Source organism: Streptomyces sp. NPDC012835, assembly GCF_042900885.1.
Classification (GTDB): Bacteria; Actinomycetota; Actinomycetes; order Streptomycetales; family Streptomycetaceae; genus Streptomyces.
In genome coordinates this window covers 449237-473751 of the sequence record NZ_JBIBBW010000003.1, presented here as the reverse complement: position 1 = coordinate 473751, position 24515 = coordinate 449237, and the positions used below count along the sequence as shown (strand labels likewise).

The window sequence follows — 24515 nt, the reverse complement described above, 5'->3', positions numbered from 1 at the left end:
CGCGTCGCGCCCTGCGAGGATGGCGGATGTGATGGAAACGCACGGAACGCAGGGAACGCACGGGACCCACAAGCGGCACGGGGCGGACGGCACGCAGGGCACGCTCGTCCTCGCCGGGACCCCCATCGGCGATGTCGCGGACGCGCCGCCCCGGCTCTCCACCGAGCTGGAGACGGCCGATGTGATCGCCGCCGAGGACACCCGGCGGCTGCGCCGGCTCACCCAGGCGCTCGGGGTGCGGACGCGTGGCCGGGTCGTGTCGTACTTCGAGGGCAACGAGACCGCCAGGACCCCCGAGCTGGTCGAGGCGCTGGCGGACGGGGCGCGGGTGCTGCTGGTCACCGACGCGGGCATGCCCTCGGTCTCGGACCCCGGCTACCGGCTGGTGGCGGCGGCGGTCGAGCGGGACATCAGGGTGACGGCCGTGCCGGGGCCCTCCGCCGTGCTGACCGCGCTGGCGCTGTCCGGGCTGCCCGTGGACCGTTTCTGCTTCGAGGGCTTCCTGCCGCGCAAGGCGGGCGAGCGGCTCGGCAGGCTCCGCGAGGCGGCGGCCGAGCGGCGCACCCTCGTCTACTTCGAGGCACCGCACCGGCTGGACGACACCCTCGCCGCGATGGCCGAGGTCTTCGGCGCCGAGCGCAGGGCCGCCGTCTGCCGCGAGCTGACCAAGACGTACGAGGAGGTCAAGCGCGGCGGCCTGGGCGAGCTGGCGAGCTGGGCGGCGGAGGGCGTACGGGGCGAGATCACCGTCGTCGTCGAGGGCGCGCCCGAGCCCGACCCGGGCGAGCTGGACGCCGAGGAACTCGTCCGGCGGGTCCGGGACCGGGAGGAGGCCGGGGAGCGCCGTAAGGAGGCGATCGCCTCGGTCGCCGCCGAGACGGGGCTGCCCAAGCGCGAGGTGTTCGACGCCGTGGTGGCGGCGAAGAACGCGGCGCGGGCGGCCGGCGGCGCGGGGGCCGCGGGGGCCGGCCCGGCGGCGGGGCGGCCGTGAGCGGCCCGGCGAACGGCAAAGGACTATCGTGAAATGTAAAGCGCAGACCGTGTGCCGGGCCTTGTCCCTGGCCTTTGTGGCATGAAAAGGCCAAGACCACTCCATTTATCGACAGCGATGATGCGCTCCCGTCTTCCGAGGCGTCCACTGGACCAGTGGAGAGGAGCTGGCATGAGTGAGATCACGGGCACCGCCGTCGCCCACGAGGCATATGCCTTTTGCTGCATGCGCTGTGGACACGGCTGGGAGCAGTCCTACGACATAGAGCACTATGTCGACGGCTCGGGCCAGAATGTTGTCGTATACAAGACGGACGGGATACGGGTTCCTTCCCCGCTGTCCAGCCCGACCTGCGTGAATTGCGGCGGTCATGTCGTCCGCATCATGCGGTCCGGACAGGTGTCGTCCGTACAGGCTCTGATGAGCGATCACCACCACCCGGCGAAGATGTCCCGGGCGGCCAGGAAGGCGGCGGAGGCGAAGGCCGCGGAGGCCGAGGCGGCGGCGCGGGAACCGAGGCCGGACGAGCGGACAGCCGACGGCCCCGACGACCCGGACCGCGCGCACCAGCACTGGCACCTCGCCGATCTGCTGCACCCGTTCCAGCACCACCACCGCACATGAGCGCGTGAGCGGGGGCGGCCGGTCCCGTGAGCGGCCCGGACGGCTGAGCGGCCCGGACGGCGCTCGTGCCCCGGAGCGCGCGGGGCTCTCGTAGGATCGGTTCCCATGAGTTCGAAGCAAGATCCGCCGCCGCTGCCCGAGCCGCTCAGGGTGGCGGTGGCGGACGCGCACACCCACCTGGACATGCAGGACAGCACGGTCGCGGAGGCGCTGGAGAGCGCCGCCGCCGTCGGTGTGACGACCGTGGTCCAGGTGGGGTGCGACCTCAAGGGCTCACGCTGGGCCGCCGAGACGGCCGGGGCGTACGAGAACGTGCACGCGGCGGTCGCCCTGCACCCCAACGAGGCCCCCCGCATCGTCCACGGCGACCCCGACGGCTGGTCGCGCCAGGACGCGCGCGAGGCCGGCGGCGAAGCGGCGCTGGACGAGGCGCTCGCCGAGATCGACCGGCTGGCCGCCCTGGAGCAGGTGCTCGGCGTCGGGGAGACGGGGCTCGACTACTTCAGGACGGGGCCCGAGGGCGTGGCCGCCCAGGAGCGTTCCTTCCGCGCCCATATCGAGATCGCCAAGCGCCACGGCAAGGCGCTCGTGATCCACGACCGCGACGCCCACGCCGATGTCCTGCGTATTCTCGCCGAGGAAGGGGCGCCGGAACGCACGGTGTTCCATTGTTATTCCGGTGACGCGGAAATGGCGCGGATCTGTGCGGACGCCGGTTATTACCTGTCCTTCGCCGGTAATGTCACCTTCAAGAATGCTCAATCGTTGCGCGACGCGCTCAAAATAGCGCCGTCGGAGCTCATTCTTGTCGAGACGGATGCGCCCTTTCTCACACCGGCGCCTTTTCGTGGGCGACCGAATGCGCCCTACCTCATTCCGGTCACGCTGCGCGCGATGGCGGAAGTGCGCGGGATCGGCGAGGACGCGATGGCGGAGGCGATCGCGCGGAACACGGCGCGCGCGTTCGGCTACTGATACTGACGCGCCGGCGGACGTGCGTATCGCCTCGCCGACGTTCGCATCGCCTCGCGGACGGGCGCCGCGCCTGTCCCGACCCGCGGGGCGTGTGCCCTGACCCGCGCGGCGCGTACGCGGCGCGCGCCGCCGGGGCCCGGCTCGGTGTCCGGCGGCCGGTGGGCGCCGCCGTAGGCTGAGCGGGTGAGCACCACAGAGCCCGACGCCCCAGACGACGACGCCACCGCCGCCCCCGCCGCGCCCCCGGCCGCCTCCGACGCCCTGCTGGGCCCGGCCGACGTCCGCGAACTCGCGGCGGCGCTGGGCGTGCGCCCCACCAAGCAGCGCGGCCAGAACTTCGTCATCGACGCCAACACCGTCCGCCGGATCGTCCGCACCGCCGAGGTGCGCCCCGACGACGTCGTCGTGGAGATCGGCCCGGGACTCGGCTCGCTCACACTGGCGCTGCTGGAGGTCGCCGACCGGGTGACGGCCGTGGAGATCGACGACACCCTGGCCGCCGCGCTGCCCGCCACGATCGACGCGCGGATGCCGGCCCGCGCCGGGCGCTTCTCGCTGGTGCACTCGGACGCCATGCGGGTGCGGGAGCTGCCCGGCCCGGCGCCGACCGCGCTGGTCGCCAACCTCCCGTACAACGTGGCCGTGCCCGTGCTGCTGCACATGCTGGAGCACTTCCCGACCATCGAGCGGACGCTGATCATGGTCCAGGCCGAGGTCGCCGACCGGCTCGCCGCCGCCCCCGGCAACAAGGTCTACGGAGTGCCCTCCGTGAAGGCCAACTGGTACGCCGACGTCAAACGCGCCGGCGCGATCGGGCGCACCGTCTTCTGGCCCGCGCCCAACGTGGACTCCGGGCTCGTCTCCCTGGTGCGCCGCGGCGAACCCGTACGGACGACGGCCGACAGGACCGAGGTCTTCGCCGTCATCGACGCGGCCTTCGCGCAGCGCCGCAAGACCCTGCGCGCGGCCCTCGCCGGCTGGGCGGGCTCCGCGCCCGCGGCGGAGGCGGCGCTCGTCGCCGCGGGGGTGTCCCCGCAGGCGCGCGGTGAGTCGCTGACGGTCGAGGAGTTCGCGCGGATCGCGGAGTCGAAGGGAGCGGGCGCGTGAGCGCGGAACGGGTACGGGTACGGGTTCCGGCCAAGGTCAACGTCCAGCTGGCGGTGGGCGCCGCCCGCCCCGACGGCTTCCACGACCTGGCCAACGTCTTCCTCGCCGTCGGCCTCCACGACGAGATCACGGTGACCCCCGCCGACGAACTGCGCGTGACCTGCGCCGGCCCGGACGCCGGCCAGGTCCCGCTGGACCGCACCAACCTCGCCGCCCGCGCCGCCGTCGCGCTGGCGGAGCGGCACGGCATCGACCCGCGCGTGCACCTGCACATCGACAAGGACATCCCGGTCGCCGGCGGGATGGCGGGCGGCAGCGCGGACGGCGCCGGCGCCCTGCTCGCCTGCGACGCCCTCTGGTCGCTGAACTCCACCCGGGACGAACTCCTCGGCATCTGCGCCGAGCTGGGCAGCGACGTGCCGTTCAGCCTGATCGGCGGCGCGGCGCTCGGTACCGGCCGGGGCGAGGTGCTCACCCCGCTCGACGTCGGCGGCGACTTCCACTGGGTCTTCGCGGTCGCGGACGGCGGGCTCTCCACCCCCACCGTCTTCCGGGAGTTCGACCGGCTCACCGCGCACACCGACGTCCCGCCCCCGGCCGCCGACCCGGCGCTGCTCGACGCCCTGCGCACCGGCGACGCCCTCGCCCTCGCCGCCGCCCTCTCCAACGACCTCCAGCCCGCGGCCCTCGCCCTGCGCCCGGCCCTGTCCCGCACCCTCGCGGCCGGCACGGACGCCGGCGCGCTCGCGGCCCTGGTCTCCGGCTCCGGCCCGACCACGGCGTTCCTGGTGAAGACCCCCGGCGACGCCGAGCGCGTCGCCCGCGCCCTCCTCGCGTCGGGCACCTGCCGTACGGCTCGCACCGCCACCTCCCCGGCGGCGGGCGCGACCGTGGTGGAGCGGACCACGGCCTGACGGCCGCCCGCCGGGGCCCGCCGCCGGGCGGCCGGTCGGCGGCCCTCCGGCGGCGACTACCCTGGGACATCGATCGTGTCCCCCCGCAGCAGGAGTGAAATGGCCGTCAATCTGGTCAATGTCGAGGCAGTCACCAAGGTGTACGGCACCCGTGCGCTGCTCGACGGTGTCTCTCTCGGCGTGTCCGAGGGGGACCGGATCGGTGTCGTCGGGCGCAACGGAGACGGGAAGACCACCCTCATCCGGATGCTGGCGAAGCTGGAGGAGGCCGACACCGGGCGGGTCACCCACAACGGGGGACTGCGGCTCGGGGTGCTGACGCAGCACGATTCGCTCGACCCGGCCGCCACCGTCCGGCACGAGGTGATCGGCGACCTCGCCGACCACGAGTGGGCGGGCGACGCCAAGATCCGCGATGTGCTGACCGGACTCTTCGGCGGCCTCGACATGCCGGGGTTCCCGCAGGGACTCGACACCGTGATCGCCCCGCTGTCCGGCGGTGAGCGGCGGCGGATCGCGCTCGCGAAGCTGCTGATCGGCGAGCCCGACCTGATCGTGCTGGACGAGCCCACCAACCACCTCGACGTCGAGGGCATCGCCTGGCTGGCCGAGCACCTGCGCGCCCGCAGGTCGGCGCTCGTCTGCGTGACGCACGACCGGTGGTTCCTCGACCAGGTCTGCACCCGGATGTGGGACGTGCAGGGCGGGACGGTGCACGAGTACGAGGGCGGCTACTCCGACTACGTCTTCGCCCGCGCCGAGCGCCAGCGCATCGCCGCGACCGAGGAGGTCAAGCGGAAGAACCTGGTCCGCAAGGAGCTGGCCTGGCTGCGGCGCGGCGCCCCCGCCCGTACGTCGAAGCCGCGCTTCCGCATCGAGGCGGCCAACGAGCTGATCGCCGACGTGCCGCCGCCGCGCGACACCTCCGAGCTGATGAAGTTCGCCAACGCCCGGCTCGGCAAGACCGTCTTCGACCTGGAGGACGTGACGGTCCAGGCCGGCCCGAAGGTGCTGCTCACCCACCTCACCTGGCAGCTCGGCCCGGGCGACCGGATCGGCCTGGTCGGGGTGAACGGCGCGGGCAAGACCTCGCTGCTGCGCGCCCTCGCCGAGGCCGCCCGTACCCAGGGCGAGGCCCAGCCCGAGGCCGGCAAGGTGATCGTCGGCAGGACCGTCAAGCTGGCGTACCTCTCGCAGGAGGTCACCGAACTCAAGCCGACGCTGCGGGTGCTCGAAGCCGTCCAGCAGGTACGGGACCGGGTCGACCTCGGCAAGGGCCGCGAGATGACGGCGGGCCAGCTCTGCGAGCAGTTCGGCTTCTCCAAGGACAAGCAGTGGACGCCGGTCGGTGATCTCTCCGGCGGCGAGCGGCGCCGGCTCCAGCTGCTGCGGCTGCTGATGGACGAGCCGAACGTCCTCTTCCTCGACGAGCCCACCAACGACCTCGACATCGAGACGCTCAACCAGCTGGAGGACCTGCTCGACGGCTGGCCCGGCTCGATGGTCGTCATCTCCCACGACCGGTTCTTCATCGAGCGGACCACCGACAAGGTGATGGCGCTGCTCGGGGACAAGACGCTGCGGATGCTGCCGCGCGGGATCGACGAGTACCTGGAGCGCCGCCGCGCGCTGGCCGCCGCCGGCGTCCCGGCGGCCGTCCCTTCGACGGCCGCCGCCCCCGGCGGGTCCGGGGCGCCGGTGTCCGCGAAGGACGGACGCGCGGCGAAGAAGGAGCTCCAGAAGATCGAACGGCAGGTCGGCCGGATGGACGACCGCGAGAAGACGCTCCATCAGCAGATCGCCGATAACGCCACGGACTTCGAAAAAGTGGCGAAACTGGACGGCGAGCTGCGCGAACTGAAGGCCGAACGCGAGGAGTTGGAAATGCGTTGGCTGGAGCTGGCGGAGGACGCGTAGCGGCCGCGCGCCGCGCGCGTAACGACCCCATCACGGGCCGGTTCTCCCTTGGGAACAGGGGACGACCGGCCCGTACCGTACAGCGATTCGAGTGATACAAAGAAGCCCCGCTCGACTGATGTGACGATGCGGAATCCACACCCGGATCGCTCTATTCCGGTGGGCCGCGCCCACCGGGTACGCGGGGGAGTACGACCGGGTGGCGGACCCGCGCCAAACAGGGGGAAGGCGCTGATGACTCAGCCGCCCGGCCAGCAACCGCCACAGGAGGGCTCCGGCGCACCGCGGGATCCGCGGCAGGAGGCCCCACCACCGCCGGCCCAGCCACCGCAGGCCCCGCCGCCGCCGCACAAACCGGCCCAGCCGCCGCAGGCCCCGGCCCAGCCGCCGCAGGCCCCGGCCCAGCCGCCGCAGGCCCCGGCCCAGCCGCCGCAGCCGACCCAGGCGCCCCAGCCGCCGCAGGCTCCGGGGAACCCGGTGGGCGACGAGCCCGGTTACGGTTATCCGCAGAACGCGCCCGGCGTCCCGCCCGGCTACGGCTATCCGCAGGCACCGGGCCAGGCGCAGGGCCGGATACCGGGGCCGTACGACCAGCAGCCCGGCCCCTACGGCCAGCAGCCCGGCCCGTACGGCTACCCCCAGCAGCCCGGCCCCTACGGCGCCCAGCCGGGCGCGGCCCCCGGCCCCTACGGGCAGCAGCCAGGACCCTACGGCTACGGCGGACAGCCCGGCGGCTACCCGCCGCAGCAGTTCCCCGGCGCGCCCACCATGCCTCCCGGCGGCCCCGGCGGCCCCGGCGGCCCCGGCGGCAGGAAGTCCGGGAACAAGGCCGCCGTCATCGTCGCGGCGGCCGTCGCCGGACTGCTGGTCGTCGGCGCCGGTGTCTGGATGGCCTTCGGCGGTGGCGCCGACGACACGAAGCCGGTCGCCGCGAAGAGCGAGGACACGACGCCCAGCGTCTCCACCGGAGTCGACGAGGGCGACGGCAGCGGCGACGGCCGGGAGGTCGACGACGATCTCAACGCCGGCCGCAAGGACGGCGAGGCCAGGGTCGACTTCCTGCTCACCAACGACGTCGACCTGCCGGGCAGCGGCGCGGACGTGTTCGGCCCGTGGTTCGCCGGCGGCACCGTCGTCAAGGCCATGTACAAGCAGGTCGTCGGCTACTCGGCCACGGACGGCAAGAAGCAGTGGACGCTTCCGGTCGCCGCCCCGATCTGCGGCGCGGCCGAAGCGCCCTCGGCGGACGGCAAGATGGTCGTCGCGTTCAAGGACGGCAACACCGAGAACAGCGACTGCACCCAGCTCCAGATGGTCGATCTGAAGACCGGCAAGGGCGGCTGGAAGAAGCCGATCGAGAAGCAGGGCACCTTCGACTTCTTCGGCGACCTCTCGATGACGATCACGGGTGACACCCTCGCCGTAGGCCGCACCGGCCACGCCAACGCCTACCGCGTCAGCGACGGCAAGGACCTCTTCGGCAAGTCGACCACGGACTGCCAGCCCTACGCCTTCGCGGGCGGCCCGAAGCTGATCGCCGCCTCCAGCTGCCGGACGGGCGGTACCGCCAAGGCGATCCAGGAGCTTGACCCGGTCACCGGCGCGCCCAAGTGGACGTACAAGTTCACCAAGGACTGGGAGCCGGACAAGGTCTACTCGGTCGATCCGCTGGTCGTCTCCGTGAAGAACAGCGAGAAGAAGAGCTGGAGCGTCCTCTCGCTCAGCGCGAGCGGCACCGAGCGCGCCCAGATCAAGGGCGGCGGCGACCAGTTCTCGGTGTCCTGCGGCACCAGCATCGTCTTCGACGACAGGCTGGAGGGCTGTGTCGGTGTCGCCGTCGCCGCCGACACCCTCTACCTGTCGACGAAGGCGAAGGACGCAGGCACCGCCAACGAGATCGTCGCCTTCAATCTGGCCGACGGGGAGCCCAAGTGGCGTTCCAAGGCGCCCTCCGGCCGCACGCTGACGGCGATCGGGACGGAGGGCGGGAAAGTCCTCGCCTATCTGGACCCCACCTACGAGAAGGGCGGGGCGGTCGCCGCCGTCGCGGCGTCCGGCGGCGATCCCGAGATCCTGCTCCAGCACCCGGACTCCACGGCACAGATCGAGAACTCCTTCTACTCCAAGGAGTACGCCTACGAGAACGGCCGCTTCTATCTCCTCGCCGCCCGGATGAGCGTGTCCAAGGCGACAGACGAACTGAAGGCCAAGACCATGATCGTTTTCGGTAAGTGACCGAGGTACGCACGCCATGACGCAGCCGCCCATGCCGCCCCAGCCGCCCAACGAGCCGCCCAACGACCCGCCGCCGGGCGGGTTCGGCCCGCCGCAGGAACCTCCGGCCGGCGGGTTCGGCCCGCCGCAGGAGCCCCCGGCCGGCGGGTTCGGCGCTCCGCAGGACCCGCCGCCCGGCGGGTACGGATACCCGGCCCAGCCGCCCCGGCCCGGCTACGGCTATCCCGCGCAGCCGCCCACGCAACCCCCGTACCAGCAGCAACCCCAGCAGCCCTACCAGCAACAGCCTTATCCGTACCAGCAGTTCCCGCAGTACCAGCAGCCGGCCACCGTCCTCAGCGGCACGGCCGGCGGCACCGGCGGCGGCAAGGGGGCGAAGACCCAGCTCCGGATCATCATCGCCGCGGCCGTCGCCGTCGTCCTGATCATCGGTACGGGCGTCTACTTCCTCACGTCCTCCGGCGGCGACGACAAGAACAAGGCCAAGGACGGCTCGTCCAGCTCCTCCGACGACGGCAAGAACGGCGACAAGGACGCTGCCGGCGGCGAGGAACAGGCACCGGCCAACACCAAGGCCAAGGTCGCCTTCGAGGTCCCGCTGCCCAAGATCACCGATATGACCTCCGTACACGGTTCGTGGATCTCCGACACCACGTACGTGAAGACCGGCATCAACGAGATCGTCGGCTACGACCTGGTCAAGGGCGCCCAGCTCTGGACCATCCCGCTGCCCGGCGAGCTGTGCGCCCAGACCGAGCACGTCAGCGAGGACTACAAGACCCCGATCGCCTTCGCGCCGACCAAGCCCACCGCGGCGAACAAGTACCCGCGCTGCTCCAAGGTCGGCGTGATCGATCTGAAGGCCGGCGAACTGATCTGGAACAAGTCGGTCAAGGGCTCCAACGCGGGCGACAGGGACGTCGCCTTCTCCGAGATCACCCTCAGCGGTGAGACCGTCGCGGGCGGCGGCTTCGACGGCGGCGCCGCCTTCGACCTGAACACCGGCGCCATCCGCTGGAAGCCGGACGTCAGCTCCGACGGCTGCTACGACACGGGTTACGGCGGCGGCGCCGGGCTCGTGGCGGTGCGCAGGTGCGGGACGAGCAGCGCCCCGCAGCTGACCGTCCAGCCGCTGAACCCGCTGACCGGCGCGCCGCTCTCCTCGTACCGGATGCCGTCCGGCGTCGACTACCCGCACATCGTCTCCAGCAAGCCGCTGGTCGTGGCCGCCGACGTCGGTGACACCGCGGGCGACGGCAGTGGCATCTCGGACTTCTTCTCGATCGACGAGAAGACCGGAAAGCTGCGGGCGAAGATCTCCGCCGCCGGCAAGTTCGAGGCGCGGTGCGGCTCGACCGATGTCGAGAAGTGCACGCTGATCGCCGTGGGCAACGACCGGATCTATCTGCCGACCGCCGAGCACGAGGGCGAGGGGGAGTACGGGCGCACCAACGAGATCGTCTCGTACGACCTCGCCACCGGGAAGAGCACCACGGACCGGGCCGACGCGGGCGAGCGCTACATGATCTATCCGCTGCGCATGGACGGCCCCCACCTGATCGCGTACAAGTCGCCCCCGTACGACAAGGGCGGCCAGATCGTCTCCCTGGGCGGCTCCTCGTTCAAGGAGACGCTGCTGATGGAGAACCCGGGCGACAAGAAGACCCGGGACGCGGAGACGAGCTTCGCCTCGATGGGGTCGGCGGAGATCCGCTACCGGGACGGCCGGATGTTCATCGCGAGCCCGTTCCTCAGCAAGCCGAGCGAGTACGACACGCGGCGCGCTCTGGCGATGTCGTTCACGACGAAGAAGTAGCCGGAGAAGCGACGGGAGCGCGGCGGACGCGCGGACAGACGTACGGCGGCGGGGTCCCGGCCCGTGGGGTGACACCCGCGGACCGGGGCCCCGCCGCCTCGCGTTCCGGGCCCGATCCGCGTCAACGACGAGCGGTAAGTAGTCCTGAACAAAAGGGAATTCGGCAATCCGAGCGGCTTCTGGCGGGTATGGGGCGCGCGATGTCGAACAAGCGTGTAGCTTGCCGGGTCAAGAGGCCGGGGGGCCAGGGATCAAGGACGTGTGGGATGGGGGCAGCTCGATGGGCGTGCGACTCATGGTGGTCGACGACCACCGACTGCTGGCCGAGGCGCTCGCCTCGGCGCTGAAACTGCGCGGGCACCGGGTGCTCGCGGCGGCGGCGCCCACCGCGGGCGTCGCGGAGTTAGTGGTGAGCAGGGCACCCGAGGTGTGCCTGCTGGGTACGGCGGCCCCCGCCGAGCCGGGGGCCTTCGACCCGATCGTACGGATCAAACGGGACCGCCCGCAGGTGGCGGTGGTGGTGCTCGGCCCGGTGCCCAGCCCGCGCGGCATCGCCGCCGCCTTCGCCGCCGGGGCGTCCGGCTACGTACGGCACGACGAGCGCATCGAGGGCGTCGAGCGCGCCATGGTCAAGGCGCGGGCCGGCGAGGCGGCGGTGGCGCCGCAGCTGCTCCAGGGCGCCTTCACCGAACTGCTCAACCCGGCCGCGCAGCCGGACGACGAGGGCCAGCGGCTGCTGCGGATGCTGACGCCGCGCGAGGTCGAGGTGCTGGTGCGGGTGGCCGAGGGCGAGGACACCAGGCTGATCGCCGCCGGGATGGGGATCGCGCCCAGCACGGCCAGGACCCATGTGCAGCGCGTCCTGATGAAGCTCGGCGTGGGCTCCCGGCTGGAGGCGGCGGCGCTGGCGGCGCGTACGGGGCTGCTGGACCGGGCGGCGCTCGCCGGGAGCCGGGGCGAAGCGGCGCCGGGGGCCGAGGGCGTCGCCCCGGCCCCCGGCCCGCCGGGTCCCGGCCCGCGCGACCGCTGACGCGTGGCGGCGGCGGTCGCGCCCGCCGGGACCCGACGCGTCCGAACCGGGGTCACGCCCCGCCGGACGTCCCGTCCGGCTCCACCGGCGGTGTCGGCGGCGCGGTCGGCCGCAGCTTCAGCCAGACCAGGAAGAACAGGCCGAGCGCCAGCATGCCCAGCCCCGTCCAGAGGTTGATGTTGATGCCCTGCGCCTTCTCCAGGTCGGCGTCGGACACGGTGATCCCGGCGATCGTGACGATCACTCCGTAGACCACGAAGAGGCCGCCGATGATGCGGCGGATGTCGAAGAGGCGTGCCGCCGTCGCGGACTTGGCCTCCAGCTCCTCGACGTCCTTCTGGTAGTCACTCATGAGATGTGTTCCTCTCGGCCCGCTCAGAAGGAGAAGGGCACGTAGCAGACGGCGGCCAGGATGATCGCGCCCCAGCCCAGCAGGGCCGGCTTGCGGTACCAGGCGTCGTCGCCCTCGGCCGCGACATCGTCCATGTCGGGCGAGCGCGTGCCGTACACCAGGCCGGCGAGCTTCTCGACCGGCTTGGGCCTGGTCACGTACGAGACGATCACCATCACCACGGCGCCGACCACGAAGGCGACGATCGAGGAGACGAAGTTCGCGCCCTGGTCGCTGGGGATGCCGATGACCCCGCCCTTGTAGAGCCAGAAGTAGTTGACCATCGCGGCGACCGTGCCGGACAGCAGCCCCCAGAAGCCGGCGGCCGGAGTCGTCCGCTTCCAGAACATGCCGATGATGAAGACCACGAACAGCGGGACGTTGAAGAACGAGAACAGCGTCTGGAGGTAGTTCATGATGTTGCTGAAGCTGGACGCGATGAACGCCGTGCCCATCCCGATCAGCACACCGACCGCCGTGACGACCCGTCCGGTCTTCAGGTAATAGGCGTCCTCACGGTCCTTCTTGAGGTACGCGCCCCAGATGTCGTTGGTGAACACGGTGTTGAACGAGGAGACGTTGGCCGCCATACCCGCCATGAAGGCGGCGAGCAGCCCGGTCACGGCGATGCCCAGCACCCCGTTCGGCAGCAGGTCGCGCATCAGCACCGGGATCGCGTCGTTGTACTGGAGCCCGCTGCCCGCCTTGCCGAGCGTGGGTTCCATGACCAGCGCGATCAGCCCCGGTACGAGCACGACCATGGGTATGAGGATCTTCGGAAAGGCCGCGATCAGCGGGGTGCGCTTGGCCGCCGACAGGTTCTTCGCGGACAGCGCGCGCTGCACCTCGGCGAAGTTGGTGGTCCAGTAGCCGAAGCTCATCACGAAGCCGAGGCCGAGCACGATCGTCAGCCAGTTCGCCCCGAGCGGGTTGGGCGAGCCGACCCCGGTGCCCTCCCAGGCGCTCAGGAACGCGCCGCCGTGCGAGCCGGTGAGGGAGTCGGTGAGGCCGTTCCAGCCGCCGACCCGCTTGAGGCCGACGATCGTCAGCGGGATCAGCGCGGCGAGGATGACGAAGAACTGGAGCACCTCGTTGTAGATCGCCGAGGAGAGTCCGCCGATGGTGATGTACGCGAGGACGAAGAACCCGGCGACCACGATGGCGACCCACTCGGGCCAGCCGAGCAGCGCCTCCAGGACGATCGCCATCGCGTACAGGTTGACACCCGCGATCAGCACGGACGACACCGCGAAGATGATCGACGAGAGCAGGTGGGACGACGGTCCGAAGCGGTGCAGCAGGAACTCCGGTACGGAGCGCACCTTCGAGCCGTAGTAGAAGGGCATCATCACCAGGCCGAGGAAGACCATGGCGGGGATGGCGCCGATCCAGTACCAGTGCACCGTGTAGACGCCGTACTGGGCGCCGTTGGCGGCCATGCCCAGGATCTCGGTCGCGCCGAGGTTGGCCGCGACGAACGCCAGGCCCGTCACCCACGCGGGCAGGGAGCGTCCGGAGAGGAAGAAGTCGAGGCTGGTCCTCACGCTGGCCCGGGCGGCGAAGCCGATGCCGAGCACAACGATGAAGTAGATCGCCAGGATGGTGTAGTCGAGCCCGTTCGTGGGGAGCCGGAGCCCTTCGGCCAGATATGACATGGGGGAGTACTCGCTTCGTCGCAAGAAATGACTTGCCGGAACTTACGCCGCTTCCGTCGGTAAATGAACAGTTGTGGTGGTTTATTTTGTTTAACCTTGAGCGAACCTACTGATCGGTACCCCGGGATCGCCCGATGAGACCTGGGAATCCGGGAAAGTGTCCGGAGGGTCGAACGTGTGACCCCGACACCCCGGGCCGCCGGGCCCGGTCATTGACGTGCCTGTTGATTTATGATTTGTTGTGTTCGGTTCTGTTGAATGTGATCATGTGCACGCGATCGTGTCGGCGTGTCGTCCCGGAGGCAACCGATGAAGAAGACGGTGACGAAGCTCGCGGACGGCCGCGCGCTCATCTACTACGACTCCCGCGACGACGTCGTACGCGACGCCCCCGACCACCGGCCGCTCGACCCGATCTCCACCACCTCCGAGATCCGGCACGACGCGCTGCTCGGCGACGCGGTCGCCATCGCCTCCCACCGCCAGGGCCGTACGTACCACCCGCCGGCCGACGAGTGCCCGCTCTGCCCCTCCCGGGACGGCAGGCTCAGCGAGATCCCCGACACGCACTACGACGTCGTCGTCTTCGAGAACCGCTTCCCCTCCCTCGCCGGGGACGCCGGCCGCTGCGAGGTCGTCTGCTTCACCTCCGACCACGACGCCTCGTTCGCGGACCTCACCGAGGAACAGGCCGCGCTGGTGCTGGCGGCATGGACCGACCGCACCGCCGAACTGGCCGAGCTGCCGGAGGTCGAGCAGGTCTTCCCGTTCGAGAACCGGGGCGCGGAGATCGGCGTGACCCTCGGCCATCCGCACGGCCAGATCTACGCGTACCCCTTCGTCACCCCGCGCTCCGCGCTGATGCTCCGCTCCGTGGCCGACCACCGCGCCGCGACCGGCCGCAACCTCTTCGACGATCTCGTGGAGAAAGAGGTCACGGACGGCGGCCGGGTGGTGCTGGAGGGCGAGCACTGGGTGGCCTTCGTCCCGTACGCCGCGCACTGGCCGTACGAGGTGCACCTCTACCCCAAGCGCCGGGTGCCCGACCTGCGCGGACTCGACGACGCGGCCCGCACAGAGTTCCCACAGATGTATCTGGAACTCTTGAAGCGCTTCGACCGGATCTTCGGCGAAGGCGAACCGCTCACGCCGTACATCGCCGCCTGGCACCAGGCGCCGTTCCGGGCGGCCGGGCGCGCGGACTTCGCGCTCCACCTGGAGCTGTTCACCATTCGGCGGACGACCGGCAAGCTGAAATTCCTCGCGGGCTCCGAATCCGGCATGAGCGTGTTCATCAACGACGTGCCGCCGGAGACCGCGGCCGAGCGACTGCGAGAGGTAGCGAGCGAGTGAGCAACAGGTACATGGTCACGGGTGGCGCGGGATACGTCGGCAGCGTGGTCACCGCCCACCTGCTGGAAGCCGGGCACGAGGTGACCGTCCTCGACGACCTCTCCACCGGATTCCGCGCGGCCGTCCCGGCGGGCGCCCACTTCGTCGAGGCCCGCGTCCAGGACGCCGCCGCCCACCTGACCCCCGACTACGCGGCGGTGGTGCACTGCGCCGCGTCCTCGCAGGTCGGCGAGTCCGTCGCCAGGCCCGAGAAGTACTGGGACAACAACGTCGGCGGCTCCATGGCGCTGCTCTCCGCGATGCGCGCGGCCGGCGTGCCCAAGCTGGTCTTCTCGTCCACCGCCGCGACCTACGGCGAGCCGGTCTCCACCCCCATCACCGAGTCCGACCCCACCGCCCCGACCAACCCGTACGGCGCGACGAAGCTCGCCGTCGACCACATGATCACCAGCGAGGCGGCGGCCCACGGCCTCGCGGCCGTCTCCCTGCGCTACTTCAATGTCGCGGGCGCCTACGCCGCCGCCTCCGGCGTCACCTTCGGCGAGCGGCACGACCCCGAGTCGCACCTCATCCCGCTCGTCCTCCAGGTCGCGCTCGGCCGCCGCGAGTCCATCTCCGTGTACGGCGAGGACTACCCGACACCGGACGGCACCTGCGTACGCGACTACATCCACGTCGCCGACCTCGCCGAGGCCCACCTGCGCGCGCTGGAAGCGGCGACCGGCGGCGAGCACCTGATCTGCAACCTCGGCAACGGCAACGGGTTCTCGGTCCGCGAGGTCGTCGACACCGTACGCAAGGTGACCGGCCACCCGGTCCCCGAGACCGTGGCCCCGCGCCGGGCCGGCGACCCCGCCGTCCTCGTCGCGTCCGCCGAAGCGGCCCACCGCCGCCTCGGCTGGAGCCCGAGCCGCGCCGACCTGGCGGGCATCGTCGCGGACGCGTGGGCGTTCGCACGCAGTGAGGAGAGCCAAGGGTGAGCAGCACCGGCGACAGGACCGCCTCCGACCTCGTCGAGGAGTTCAGGCAGCTGTACGGCACCGACCCCGAGGGCGTCTGGGCGGCCCCGGGCCGGGTCAACCTGATCGGTGAACACACCGACTACAACGACGGCTTCGCGCTGCCGCTGGCGCTGCCGCACCGCGCGCTGGCCGCCGTCGCGCGCCGTAGCGACGGTGTCGTGCGGGTGCACTCCGCCGACATACCGCAGGGCGTGTTCCGGCTCGACGTCGCCGACCTCGTACCGCGCTCCGAGAACCCGCGCGCCGACAACGGCGGCTGGGCCGCCTACCCGGTCGGCGTCGTCTGGGCGCTGCGCGCGGCCGGCCATCCGGTCACCGGAGCCGATGTCCATCTGGCGTCCACCGTCCCCACGGGCGCCGGGCTCTCGTCCTCCGCCGCGCTGGAGGTCGTCACCGCGGTGGCCCTCAACGACCTGTACGAGCTGGGGCTTTCGGCGACCGAACTCGCCGTCGTCGCGCAGCGCGCCGAGAACGACTTCGCCGGCGTGCCCTGCGGGGTCATGGACCAGACGGCGTCCGCCTGCTGCACCGAGGGGCACGCGCTGCTGCTGGACGCGCGCGACATGGCGCAGCGTCAGGTGCCGTTCGACCTGGCCGCCCACGGGCTGCGGCTGCTCGTGGTCGACACCCGCGTCAAGCACGAACTCGGCGACGGCGCCTACGCCGAGCGCCGGTCCGGCTGCGAGGCGGCGGCGGCGGCGCTCGGGGTGCCCGCGCTGCGGGACGTACCGTACGAGGGACTGCCGGCCGCGCTGGAGCGGCTGGGCGCCGCGGGGCAGAACGAGACGATACGGCGCTACACCCGCCATGTCGTCACCGAGGACCACCGCGTCGAACAGGTCATCGCCCTCCTCGACGCGGGCGACGTCCGCGCCGTCGGCCCGCTGCTGAACGAGGGGCACGCCTCGCTCCGCGACGACTTCGAGGTCTCCTGCGCCGAGCTGGACCTCGTGGTCGAGACGGCGAAGGGCGCCGGAGCACTGGGCGCCCGGATGACGGGCGGCGGCTTCGGCGGCTCGGCGATCGTGCTGGTGGAGGAGGCGGACGCGGACGCCGTGGCGAAGTCGGTCACGGAGGCGTTCGCGGCGGCGGGCTACACGGCGCCGCGCGTCTTCCCGGCGATCCCGTCGCGGGGGGCGCACCGGGTGTCGTGACGGGCGGGGGCGCGGGACCGGGCGGGGCCGTGGCCCGGCCCGGCGCCCGGCGGTCACCGGGTCTCGACGGTGACCGTTTCCGGCGTTCGGCCCGTTGGACTCTGTCGACTTCTGCCTCCTTGGGAAACATCCGTCCCACCGTGCACAGCCCGGCCTGTGAGTTCTGCGAATTCCCTTCCGCCCGGGGCCCACGCCCGTACGCTGATGCACAGCACCGGTGGGGGCCGGTGCTGATCAGGGGTGGAGACAAGCGGGTACGACGCCCGGGGTGGGGTATCTGTCAACGCGCGGCGGCGGCCGTGCCGTTGACCGTGACCCGCACGCCGGGCGCCGCGCCTGTGCCGGTCCGCTCCCCGCTTTCAGGGGGTGTCCATTGATACGTATCCGGGTCCTTGTGGTGGACGACCACCGCATCTTCGCCGAGTCGCTCGCGGCCGCGCTCGCGTCCGAGCCCGACATCGATGTCGCCGCCGCAGGCAGCGGCCCTGCGGCGCTGCGCTGCCTCGAACGGGGGGCGGCGGAGGGGCGCAGGTTCGATGTGATGCTGGTCGACGCCGATCTCGGCGCGACCGGCATCGGGGGCGGCGAGCGGGGCACGCCGGGCGCGGGGGGAGCGTTCCACGTGCCGGCCCCGCGTGCCGTGCCGGACAACGGCGAGGTGGCGCCCGTCGACGGCATCTCGCTGGTCGCCGGGGTGCGGGCCGGGCAGCCGTCCGTCCGTACGGTCGTACTCGCCGAGAAGGACGACCCGAGCCGCGCGGCGCTGGCGCTCCAGGCCGGAGCGTCCGGCTGGGTCGCCAAGGACTGCTCGCTGCAACGGCTGCTGGCCGTGATGCGCGGCGTCCTGCGGGACGAGACCCATCTGCCGGCCGCCCTGCTCACGGGCGTCCTGCGGGAGCTGACGGCGGCGCGCAAGCACCGTACGGAGAGCGAGCGGCTCGTCGAGTCGCTGACGCCGCGCGAGCGCGAGGTGCTGCGCTGCATGGTGGCGGGCCTCGGGCGCAAGGCGGTCGCCGAGCGCCTCTTCCTCTCGCCGCACACCGTCCGCACGCACATGCAGAACGTGCTGGGCAAGCTGGGCGTCCACTCCACGCTGGCGGCGGTCGCGCTGGCCCGCAGGGCCGGTGTGGGCCCGGTGGATCTGGCACCCCGGGCGATCACCTCGACGGGCTGAGCCGCCCGCCCGCGCGCGGCCGGGCGCGCGGGGCCCTTCTCGGCGGCAGGTGTCAGCCGGGGACGTTGTCGAACGGGGCGGTCAACTGGCGCAGCAGCCCGGCCAGTTCGCCCCGCTGGGCCCCGCTCAGCTCGGCGAGGATTGCGCGCTCCTGGGCCAGCAGCCCGGCGAGCGCCTGATCCGCGCGGTCCTGCCCCTCGACGGTGAGCCTGACCAGCACCCCGCGCCGGTCGCTCGGATCGGGCAACCGCTCGACCAGGCTTTTCTTGGCCAGCCGGTCGATACGGTTCGTCATCGTGCCCGAGGTGACCAGGGTCTGGGTCAGCAGCTGCCCGGGCGAGAGCTGGTACGGCACGCCCGCGCGCCGCAGCGAGGTCAGTACGTCGAACTCCCACGGCTCCAGACCGTGCTCCGCGAACGCGATCCGGCGCGCCCGGTCGAGGTGGCGGGCGAGCCGGCTCACCCGGCTGAGCACCTCAAGTGGTTCCACGTCGAGGTCGGGGCGCTCGCGGCGCCAAGCTGCGACCAGTCGATCGACCTCATCCTCCATGACGATCAGTGTAGAGGGTCTGTCGACATGAAGTCTCTTGACGTCAAGATATATGGGGTGCAGGGTGGGAACCGTCGGGCCGACCGCCCGGCGGCGCCGACCAGCAGGGGACTCCGTCATGCCCGAAACGCCTGAAAAGCCGTCCGCGCCCGAGGAACCGCCCGCGCCCGTGGAGCCGTCCGCGCGCCTGTTGCCTCCGGGGTCCCCGGCGCCTGCGGGGCACCGGGCGGCGACCTGGGACCCGGGCCAGTACCTCCGGCACTCCGGCCACCGCGGCCGCCCGTTCCTCGACCTGCTGGCCCGGGTGCCCGAACCGCCGGCGCCGGCCGGCGCGCCCAGGATCGCGGACCTCGGCTGCGGGCCCGGCAATGTCACCGTCCTCCTCGCCGACCGCTGGCCCACCGCCCGGATCACCGGTTTCGACAACTCGCCCGAGATGCTGGACCGGGCCCGGAAGGACTACGAGGGCCCCACGCCGGGCGGCGGAACGCTGGACTTCCGGGCGGCCGACGCCACGGACTGGACACCCGACGAGCCGTATGACCTGATCGTCTCCAACGCCGCCCTCCAATGGGTCCCGGGCCACCCCGGCTCCTTCTCCCGCTGGATCGACGCCCTCACCCCCGGCGGCACCTTCGCCTTCCAGGTCCCCGGCAACTTCAGCGCCATCAGCCACACCCTCCTCGCCGACCTCTGCGACCACCCGCGCTGGCGCGAGCGACTGGCCCGCACCCGCCGGGCCGGCGCCGTCCTGGAGCCGGCGGAGTACTTCACGCGCCTGGCCGGCCTCGGCTGCGAGGTGGACGCCTGGGAAACCACGTACCTCCAGATCCTGCACGGCGAGGACCCGGTGCTCGACTGGGTCAAGGGCACCGCCCTGCGGCCTGTCCTGACGGCGCTCGCCGACGATCCGGCCGAGGCGGCGGAGTTCACCACCCGCTACCGGGACCTGCTGCGCACCGCCTACCCGCCCGGCCCGCACGGCACGGTCTTCCCGTTCCGCCGGATCTTCGCGGTGGCCCGCAAGCCTGCCGCCGCCTGACCGGCCCGGAGGAGGGCGGCCGGGCCGGGACCGGGAGGGGGGCGGCCCGTCTCACAGCCGCGGGTAGTCGGTGTAGCCGCGGTGGTCGCCGCCGTAGAAGGTGGAGTGGTCGGGGGTGTTGTAGGGGCCCCGGGCGGCCAGCCGGGCGGGGAGGTCGGGGTTGGCGAGGAACAGCGCGCCGTAGGCGATCATGTCCGCGGTGCCGTCCTGGACGAGGCCGAGGGCGTCCGGGCCGGTGGGCTCGGGGTGCGTGAACGGGTTGAGGACGAAGGTGCCGGGCCAGATCTCGCGCAGGCGCGTGGTCAGTATTCGGTCGGCGCCTTCGATCATGTGCAGATAGGCGAGGTTCAGCTCGCCGAGCCGGCCGACCAGGGTGGTGTAGGTGCTCGCCACGTCCGCCGCGTCCGTCTCGGCGATGTCGTTGTAGGGGTTGCCGGGGGAGATACGGAAGCCGGTGCGGTGGCCGCCGATCGCTTCCGCGACGGCGGCGGCCACTTCCAGGCCGAAGCGGACCCGGCCGGTGACGTCGCCGCCCCAGCCGTCGGTGCGCCGGTTGGCGTTGGGCGCGAGGAACTGGTGGATCAGATAGCCGTTGGCGCCGTGGATCTCCACGCCGTCGAAGCCGGCGGCGATCGCGTTGCGTGCCGCGTCGGTGAAGTCGGCGATGGTGCGGGCGATGGCGTCGGCGTCCAGCTCCCGGGGGGTGACGAAGTCCATCGGCCCCTGGTGGGTGAAGACCCGGCCCTCGGCGGCGACGGGCGAAGGGGCGACGGGGGTCAGGCCGTCGGGCAGCAGGCTGGGGTGGCCGACGCGGCCGGTGTGCATCAGCTGCGCGAAGATCACGCCGCCGTCGAGGTGGACGGAGTCGGTGACCTGGCGCCAGGCGGCCACCTGCTCCGCCGAGTGCAGGCCCGGGGTGTCGGGGTATCCCTGGCCGACCGCGGAGGGCTGGATCCCTTCGGTGACGATGAGGCCCGCACTCGCGCGCTGGCTGTAGTAGGTCGCCATCAGATCGGTCGCGGTGGCTCCCGGTCCGTAGGCCCGGCCGCGGGTCATCGGCGCCATCACGATGCGGTTGGCCAGCGAATGGCCGGCCAGATCGATCGGGGCGAAAGCGTTCGTCATGGGAAGCTGCCTGCTTTCACAGAGGATGGAGGAGAGGCGGAGCCGGCCGCTCCGCGGGCGGTTCGTGCCCACCGGCCGGAACGGCGGGGGCCGCGGCTCCTGTGGCGCCGGAGGCGGCCGGCCCGGCGGGGGCGCCGCCCGGCCGTGCCTGACCACCTGATGCCGGGTGCCTACCGGCTGAGGTCCCTGATCGACTTCTCGATGGTGTGCGCACACGCGGTGAACATCTCGACCTGATCAGGGGTCAGATCGCGGACCGAAATCCGCTCCAGGGTCCGCCACATGTCGGCGATGGGCTCCTGGAGGGCCCGGCCGGCATCGGTGAGGCTGACCACCATGACCCGCCGGTCGTGCGGAGCGGGCTCCCGGGTGAGCAGTCCGGCCTCCTGCATGCGGCGCAGTGATTTGGAGACGGTGGAGTGGTCGAGACCGGCCCGCTCCAGCAGTTCTGCCTGCGTCTGGCCGTCGCGGTCGTAGAGCTGCATCAGCAGCAGCTCCTGCCCCGGGTGCAGGTTCAGGGCGCGCAGCATGGCGGCGGCGTGGCCGCGGTGGACGCGGGCGAGCTGGAAGACGGCGTAGCTCAATCGCCCGTCGCGTGCCGTGTTCGGCAGCTCCGATGAGGTGGTGTCGGACATCGCTGCTTCCTCATTACAAGAGTGGGGACGATCCGTCAGCTGACGGTGAGGACGAGTTTGCCTCGGTTGTGGCCGGCGTCGCTGGCCTGCTGCGCCTTGGCGGCTTCCGCCAGCGGGTAGGTGGCGCTGAGCGCGGTCACCAGTGTGCCGTCGGCGGCCTGTCGGGCCAGCTCGGCCAGCCGGGCGGCGGAGCGGCGCTGCGGGCCCTCGGCGAAGACGATGCCGAGTTCGCCGGCGCGGAAGTCGGCGGTGGTGACGATCCGGTCGGTGCCGCCGCGCAGGGTGATGGAGTCCTCCAGCGCGCCCTTGCCCGCGGCGTCGAAGACGGCGTCCACCCCTTCGGGGGCGACTTCGCGGACCCGCTGGACCAGGTGGTCCCCGTAGACCAGCGGGGTCGCGCCGAGCGAGGTGACGTACTCCTGGTTGGCGGCTCCGGCGGTGCCGATGACGCGGGCGCCGCGTGCGACGGCGAGCTGGACGGCGATGGTGCCGAGCGCGCCGGACGCTCCGTGGATCAGCAGCGTCTCACCGGAGGTGACGCCGAGCAGGTCCAGCACGCGTTCGGCGCCGTCGCTCGCCACGGGCAGGGCGGCGGCGTGTGTCCAGTCCAGACCGGCCGGCTTGGGCGCGAGGACGGCCGCGGGGGCCAGGGCGTACTGGGCGTAGGAGCCGGTGTCGGACCAGCCCAGGACCTCGTCCCCCACCTTCAGGTGGTCGACATCCGCACCGACGGCGTCGACCACACCGGCGATCTCCCCGCCGGGCACGGCGGGCAGCGTGGTGGGGAAGATGGCCTCCATGACACCGGAGCGGATCTTGCCGTCCACCGGGTTGACGCCGACGGCCCGCACCCGTACCCGGACCTGGCCGGGGCCGGGCTGAGGAATGTCGATCTCCGCCTCGTGCAGAACCTCGGTGCCGCCGAACGCGTCGAAAACAATGGCCTTCATGGCTGTGGTCTCCTCAGGTGGATGCCGCGCCGACCACTTTCCGTGGCCAGCCACATAAAAGTAGCACCGATTATGTGGCTAGCCAAGTAATTGTTCGGAGAGCACCCGACCCGCTGACGGTCCGTGCTCATCCGTTCTCGACGCCAAGCCGGTGCTCACGGGCCGTTGGGGGTCGCGGGGCCTGGTGAGGGTGGGGAGTTCGCGCCGCAAGCCGCCGGCGGTGCTATGTCACCTCGTGGCGGCTTCGGGGAACAGGGCCGGGCCGGGTGGGGACACCGGTCGTCCATCGCGCCGCGGAGGTACACCCGCCGGCGGTGCGCTATCCCATGTTCTGCGGCGGCAGTCGCCGTGTGATCCGGTCGAACATCTCCGTCAGCGGCTCGCCGACGTCCCGGCCGAACTCGGTCAGCCCGTAGGTGACCCGCGGCGGCGTCGTCGGCTCGACCTCTCGCCAGAGCAGGCCGTCCTGGACCAGCGCCCGCAGCGTCTGGGCGAGCATCTTCTCGCTGATGCCCCGGATGCTCTCGCGCAGTTCGTAGAACCGAAGACTCCCACTCCGCAAGGAGATCAGCACCCAGACCCCCCACCTGCTGGTCACGTGGTCGACCACACCGCGCGCGGGGCAGTCGGTGTGAAACACGTCATACCGCCCCTCCGCCTCGACCCCTCCACGCTGCATGCCTTCTCCCATGTCATGAGCTTACCCAAAGGTATGCCCTTACCAGAAGTTAGCCCCGCTCCTAGCGTGAGGGCCACACAGGACATCTGACCAAGGAGCTGAAGATGATCGTGGTGACCGGAGCCACCGGGAACATCGGCCGACCGTTGACGCGGGCACTGACCGAAGCGGGCCGGCAGGTGACGGCGGTGTCACGGCACGCGGCAGCGGTCCCCCACGGCGCCCGCCACGTGGTGGCCGACCTGGCCGAACCAGCCAGCCTCACGCCCGCGCTGGCCGGGGCGAAGGCGCTGTTCCTGCTGCTGTCCGGCGACCTGCACGCCCAAGGAGCCAACCCTGCCCGGATCATCAAAGAAGCTGCGGCCGGCGGGGTCCGCCGGGTCGTCCTGCTCTCCACGCTGGGCGTGGTGACCCGGCCCTCCGGCCAAACGCGGATCGCGATGCGCGTACTGGAGGACACGCTGCGGGAGTCCGGCCTGGAGTGGACCGTCCTGCGGCCGGGCGGCTTCGCCTCCAACGCTCTGTGGTGGGCCGAGTCCGTCCGTACGCAACGGGTCGTCGCCGCGCCCTTCGGCGACGTCGGGGTACCGATCATCGACCCCGCCGACATCGCCGCTGTCGCGGCGGCCTGCCTGGTGGACGACCGGCACATCGGCCGCCTCTACGAGCTGACCGGCCCGCGGGTGGTCACCCCGCGCCGGCAGGCCGAGGCCATCGCCGCCGCTCTGGGCTCACCGGTGAGGTTCCACGAGCTCACCCGCGACGAGGCCAAGGCGGCCATGGTCCGGAGCATGCCGGCGCAGCTCGCCGATGACACCTTGGACATCCTCGGCTCCCCGAGCCCGGCCGAACTGCGCGTCAGCCCGGACGTCCAGCGGGTCCTCGGCCGCGCCCCACACCCTTTCGCCGACTGGGCCGCCCGCAACGTCGCCGCGTTCCGCTGAGACGACACCGAGCCCGCGCGCTCCCCGGCAGCCTCACGCGACGGCCGCGAAGCGGCTGACCCGGGCGGGGGCCCGCGAGCTCAGCACCGCCCCGGTCGGCCGACTTCCGCCCTGCCCACCCCCCGCCGTCGTCGTCCTCGTCGTCCCCGTCCAGCTCCGGCGCGTCCGGTTCGCGCCGCGGGCCCAGCGCGCCGGCGGCGGGGGTGGCGGCCGTGACAGACGGACCGGGACC

Annotated in this window: 22 protein-coding genes; 15 read left to right on the top strand and 7 right to left on the bottom strand. The window is 72.0% G+C overall.

The features are described 5' to 3' along the window. Window positions 1-31: 31 nt before the first annotated feature. From rsmI to ACFY6S_RS15310, 9 genes are all read left to right on the top strand, one after another. Window positions 32-991 carry a 16S rRNA (cytidine(1402)-2'-O)-methyltransferase gene (rsmI, locus tag ACFY6S_RS15350; protein ID WP_388816293.1) on the top strand — a complete coding sequence of 320 codons (960 nt, stop codon included), beginning with the start codon at window positions 32-34 and terminating at the stop codon, window positions 989-991. A 171-nt stretch (window positions 992-1162) separates the two neighbouring features. After that, a complete protein-coding gene (locus ACFY6S_RS15345; protein WP_388816290.1) occupies window positions 1163-1615 on the top strand; it encodes a hypothetical protein in 453 nt (150 codons plus the stop codon). A gap of 105 nt (window positions 1616-1720) precedes the next feature. Beyond that, window positions 1721-2590 (top strand): TatD family hydrolase, encoded by an 870-nt coding sequence (locus ACFY6S_RS15340; protein WP_388816287.1) that lies wholly within the window; start codon window positions 1721-1723, stop codon window positions 2588-2590. A gap of 261 nt (window positions 2591-2851) precedes the next feature. Next, entirely contained in the window at window positions 2852-3697 is an 846-nt protein-coding gene (gene rsmA, locus ACFY6S_RS15335) for a 16S rRNA (adenine(1518)-N(6)/adenine(1519)-N(6))-dimethyltransferase RsmA (RefSeq protein WP_388817971.1), read from the top strand. Beyond that, window positions 3694-4611, top strand: coding sequence for a 4-(cytidine 5'-diphospho)-2-C-methyl-D-erythritol kinase (locus ACFY6S_RS15330; protein ID WP_388816284.1), 918 nt, complete (start codon window positions 3694-3696; stop codon window positions 4609-4611). The genes rsmA and ACFY6S_RS15330 overlap by 4 nt, the downstream gene beginning before the upstream one ends. Before the next feature lie 99 nt (window positions 4612-4710). Continuing rightward, window positions 4711-6528, top strand: coding sequence for an ABC-F family ATP-binding cassette domain-containing protein (locus ACFY6S_RS15325; protein WP_388816281.1), 1818 nt, complete (start codon window positions 4711-4713; stop codon window positions 6526-6528). 234 nt (window positions 6529-6762) lie between these two features. After that, window positions 6763-8763 (top strand): PQQ-binding-like beta-propeller repeat protein, encoded by a 2001-nt coding sequence (locus ACFY6S_RS15320; protein ID WP_388816278.1) that lies wholly within the window; start codon window positions 6763-6765, stop codon window positions 8761-8763. 16 nt (window positions 8764-8779) lie between these two features. Next, window positions 8780-10579 (top strand): PQQ-binding-like beta-propeller repeat protein, encoded by a 1800-nt coding sequence (locus ACFY6S_RS15315; RefSeq protein WP_388816276.1) that lies wholly within the window; start codon window positions 8780-8782, stop codon window positions 10577-10579. 280 nt (window positions 10580-10859) lie between these two features. After that, window positions 10860-11609: a LuxR C-terminal-related transcriptional regulator gene (locus ACFY6S_RS15310; RefSeq protein ID WP_388816273.1), complete on the top strand. Its 750-nt coding sequence runs from the start codon at window positions 10860-10862 to the stop codon at window positions 11607-11609. A 52-nt stretch (window positions 11610-11661) separates the two neighbouring features. Here the strand turns inward: ACFY6S_RS15310 and ACFY6S_RS15305 are convergent, their stop codons facing one another. Together ACFY6S_RS15305 and ACFY6S_RS15300 are read right to left on the bottom strand one after the other, a co-directional pair. Next, complete coding sequence (locus ACFY6S_RS15305) at window positions 11662-11961, bottom strand: hypothetical protein (protein WP_388816270.1); 300 nt, start codon at window positions 11959-11961, stop codon at window positions 11662-11664. Between the two features lie 23 nt (window positions 11962-11984). Further along, window positions 11985-13655, bottom strand: coding sequence for a sodium:solute symporter family protein (locus ACFY6S_RS15300; protein WP_388816267.1), 1671 nt, complete (start codon window positions 13653-13655; stop codon window positions 11985-11987). Window positions 13656-13964: 309 nt separating this feature from the next. Here ACFY6S_RS15300 and galT point away from each other — a divergent pair, with 309 nt between their 5' ends. From galT to ACFY6S_RS15280, 4 genes are all read left to right on the top strand, one after another. Then, a complete protein-coding gene (gene galT / locus ACFY6S_RS15295; RefSeq protein WP_388816264.1) occupies window positions 13965-15008 on the top strand; it encodes a galactose-1-phosphate uridylyltransferase in 1044 nt (347 codons plus the stop codon). An 11-nt stretch (window positions 15009-15019) separates the two neighbouring features. Then, window positions 15020-15988 (top strand): UDP-glucose 4-epimerase GalE, encoded by a 969-nt coding sequence (galE, locus tag ACFY6S_RS15290; protein WP_388817969.1) that lies wholly within the window; start codon window positions 15020-15022, stop codon window positions 15986-15988. Next, window positions 15985-17184: a galactokinase gene (galK, locus tag ACFY6S_RS15285; protein WP_388816261.1), complete on the top strand. Its 1200-nt coding sequence runs from the start codon at window positions 15985-15987 to the stop codon at window positions 17182-17184. The genes galE and galK overlap by 4 nt, the downstream gene beginning before the upstream one ends. Before the next feature lie 373 nt (window positions 17185-17557). Then, the gene (locus ACFY6S_RS15280) at window positions 17558-18358 is read left to right on the top strand and encodes a LuxR C-terminal-related transcriptional regulator (protein ID WP_388816258.1); all 801 of its coding nucleotides are present in this window, start codon (window positions 17558-17560) and stop codon (window positions 18356-18358) included. A 52-nt stretch (window positions 18359-18410) separates the two neighbouring features. Here ACFY6S_RS15280 and ACFY6S_RS15275 read toward each other — a convergent pair whose 3' ends face one another. Next, window positions 18411-18908 (bottom strand): MarR family winged helix-turn-helix transcriptional regulator, encoded by a 498-nt coding sequence (locus tag ACFY6S_RS15275; RefSeq protein WP_388816256.1) that lies wholly within the window; start codon window positions 18906-18908, stop codon window positions 18411-18413. Between the two features lie 118 nt (window positions 18909-19026). Between ACFY6S_RS15275 and ACFY6S_RS15270 the strand changes: the two genes are divergently transcribed. Continuing rightward, on the top strand, window positions 19027-19950 hold the full coding sequence (locus ACFY6S_RS15270) for a trans-aconitate 2-methyltransferase (RefSeq protein WP_388816253.1): 924 nt from the start codon (window positions 19027-19029) through the stop codon (window positions 19948-19950). Window positions 19951-20001: 51 nt separating this feature from the next. On the opposite strand, the gene ACFY6S_RS15265 is transcribed toward ACFY6S_RS15270, so the two are convergent. The 4 genes from ACFY6S_RS15265 to ACFY6S_RS15250 all read right to left on the bottom strand — a co-directional run bounded on the left by ACFY6S_RS15265 (window position 20002) and on the right by ACFY6S_RS15250 (window position 23351). Continuing rightward, on the bottom strand, window positions 20002-21075 hold the full coding sequence (locus ACFY6S_RS15265) for an alkene reductase (protein ID WP_388816250.1): 1074 nt from the start codon (window positions 21073-21075) through the stop codon (window positions 20002-20004). Between the two features lie 170 nt (window positions 21076-21245). After that, complete coding sequence (locus ACFY6S_RS15260) at window positions 21246-21710, bottom strand: MarR family winged helix-turn-helix transcriptional regulator (RefSeq protein ID WP_388816246.1); 465 nt, start codon at window positions 21708-21710, stop codon at window positions 21246-21248. A 35-nt stretch (window positions 21711-21745) separates the two neighbouring features. Continuing rightward, window positions 21746-22660, bottom strand: coding sequence for an NADP-dependent oxidoreductase (locus tag ACFY6S_RS15255; protein WP_388816243.1), 915 nt, complete (start codon window positions 22658-22660; stop codon window positions 21746-21748). Window positions 22661-22979: 319 nt separating this feature from the next. Further along, entirely contained in the window at window positions 22980-23351 is a 372-nt protein-coding gene (locus tag ACFY6S_RS15250; protein WP_388816241.1) for a winged helix-turn-helix transcriptional regulator, read from the bottom strand. A 92-nt stretch (window positions 23352-23443) separates the two neighbouring features. Here ACFY6S_RS15250 and ACFY6S_RS15245 point away from each other — a divergent pair, with 92 nt between their 5' ends. After that, window positions 23444-24283 (top strand): SDR family oxidoreductase, encoded by an 840-nt coding sequence (locus tag ACFY6S_RS15245; protein WP_388816238.1) that lies wholly within the window; start codon window positions 23444-23446, stop codon window positions 24281-24283. The last annotated feature ends 232 nt before the right edge of the window (window positions 24284-24515 follow it).

Bases quoted from the DNA above. Each gene is read 5' to 3' on its own strand.
- ACFY6S_RS15255 (WP_388816243.1), bottom strand. From the start codon at position 22,660: ATGAAGGCCATTGTTTTCGACGCGTTCGGCGGCACCGAGGTTCTGCAC.
- ACFY6S_RS15310 (WP_388816273.1), top strand. From the start codon at position 10,860: ATGGGCGTGCGACTCATGGTGGTCGACGACCACCGACTGCTGGCCGAG.
- galE (WP_388817969.1), top strand. From the start codon at position 15,020: ATGGTCACGGGTGGCGCGGGATACGTCGGCAGCGTGGTCACCGCCCAC.
- ACFY6S_RS15245 (WP_388816238.1), top strand. From the start codon at position 23,444: ATGATCGTGGTGACCGGAGCCACCGGGAACATCGGCCGACCGTTGACG.
- ACFY6S_RS15270 (WP_388816253.1), top strand. From the start codon at position 19,027: ATGCCCGAAACGCCTGAAAAGCCGTCCGCGCCCGAGGAACCGCCCGCG.
- ACFY6S_RS15325 (WP_388816281.1), top strand. From the start codon at position 4,711: ATGGCCGTCAATCTGGTCAATGTCGAGGCAGTCACCAAGGTGTACGGC.
- galT (WP_388816264.1), top strand. From the start codon at position 13,965: ATGAAGAAGACGGTGACGAAGCTCGCGGACGGCCGCGCGCTCATCTAC.
- ACFY6S_RS15340 (WP_388816287.1), top strand. From the start codon at position 1,721: ATGAGTTCGAAGCAAGATCCGCCGCCGCTGCCCGAGCCGCTCAGGGTG.
- ACFY6S_RS15300 (WP_388816267.1), bottom strand. From the start codon at position 13,655: ATGTCATATCTGGCCGAAGGGCTCCGGCTCCCCACGAACGGGCTCGAC.
- ACFY6S_RS15265 (WP_388816250.1), bottom strand. From the start codon at position 21,075: ATGACGAACGCTTTCGCCCCGATCGATCTGGCCGGCCATTCGCTGGCC.
- ACFY6S_RS15260 (WP_388816246.1), bottom strand. From the start codon at position 21,710: ATGTCCGACACCACCTCATCGGAGCTGCCGAACACGGCACGCGACGGG.
- ACFY6S_RS15250 (WP_388816241.1), bottom strand. From the start codon at position 23,351: ATGGGAGAAGGCATGCAGCGTGGAGGGGTCGAGGCGGAGGGGCGGTAT.
- ACFY6S_RS15305 (WP_388816270.1), bottom strand. From the start codon at position 11,961: ATGAGTGACTACCAGAAGGACGTCGAGGAGCTGGAGGCCAAGTCCGCG.
- ACFY6S_RS15275 (WP_388816256.1), bottom strand. From the start codon at position 18,908: ATGGAGGATGAGGTCGATCGACTGGTCGCAGCTTGGCGCCGCGAGCGC.
- rsmI (WP_388816293.1), top strand. From the start codon at position 32: ATGGAAACGCACGGAACGCAGGGAACGCACGGGACCCACAAGCGGCAC.
- ACFY6S_RS15320 (WP_388816278.1), top strand. From the start codon at position 6,763: ATGACTCAGCCGCCCGGCCAGCAACCGCCACAGGAGGGCTCCGGCGCA.
- ACFY6S_RS15345 (WP_388816290.1), top strand. From the start codon at position 1,163: ATGAGTGAGATCACGGGCACCGCCGTCGCCCACGAGGCATATGCCTTT.
- ACFY6S_RS15315 (WP_388816276.1), top strand. From the start codon at position 8,780: ATGACGCAGCCGCCCATGCCGCCCCAGCCGCCCAACGAGCCGCCCAAC.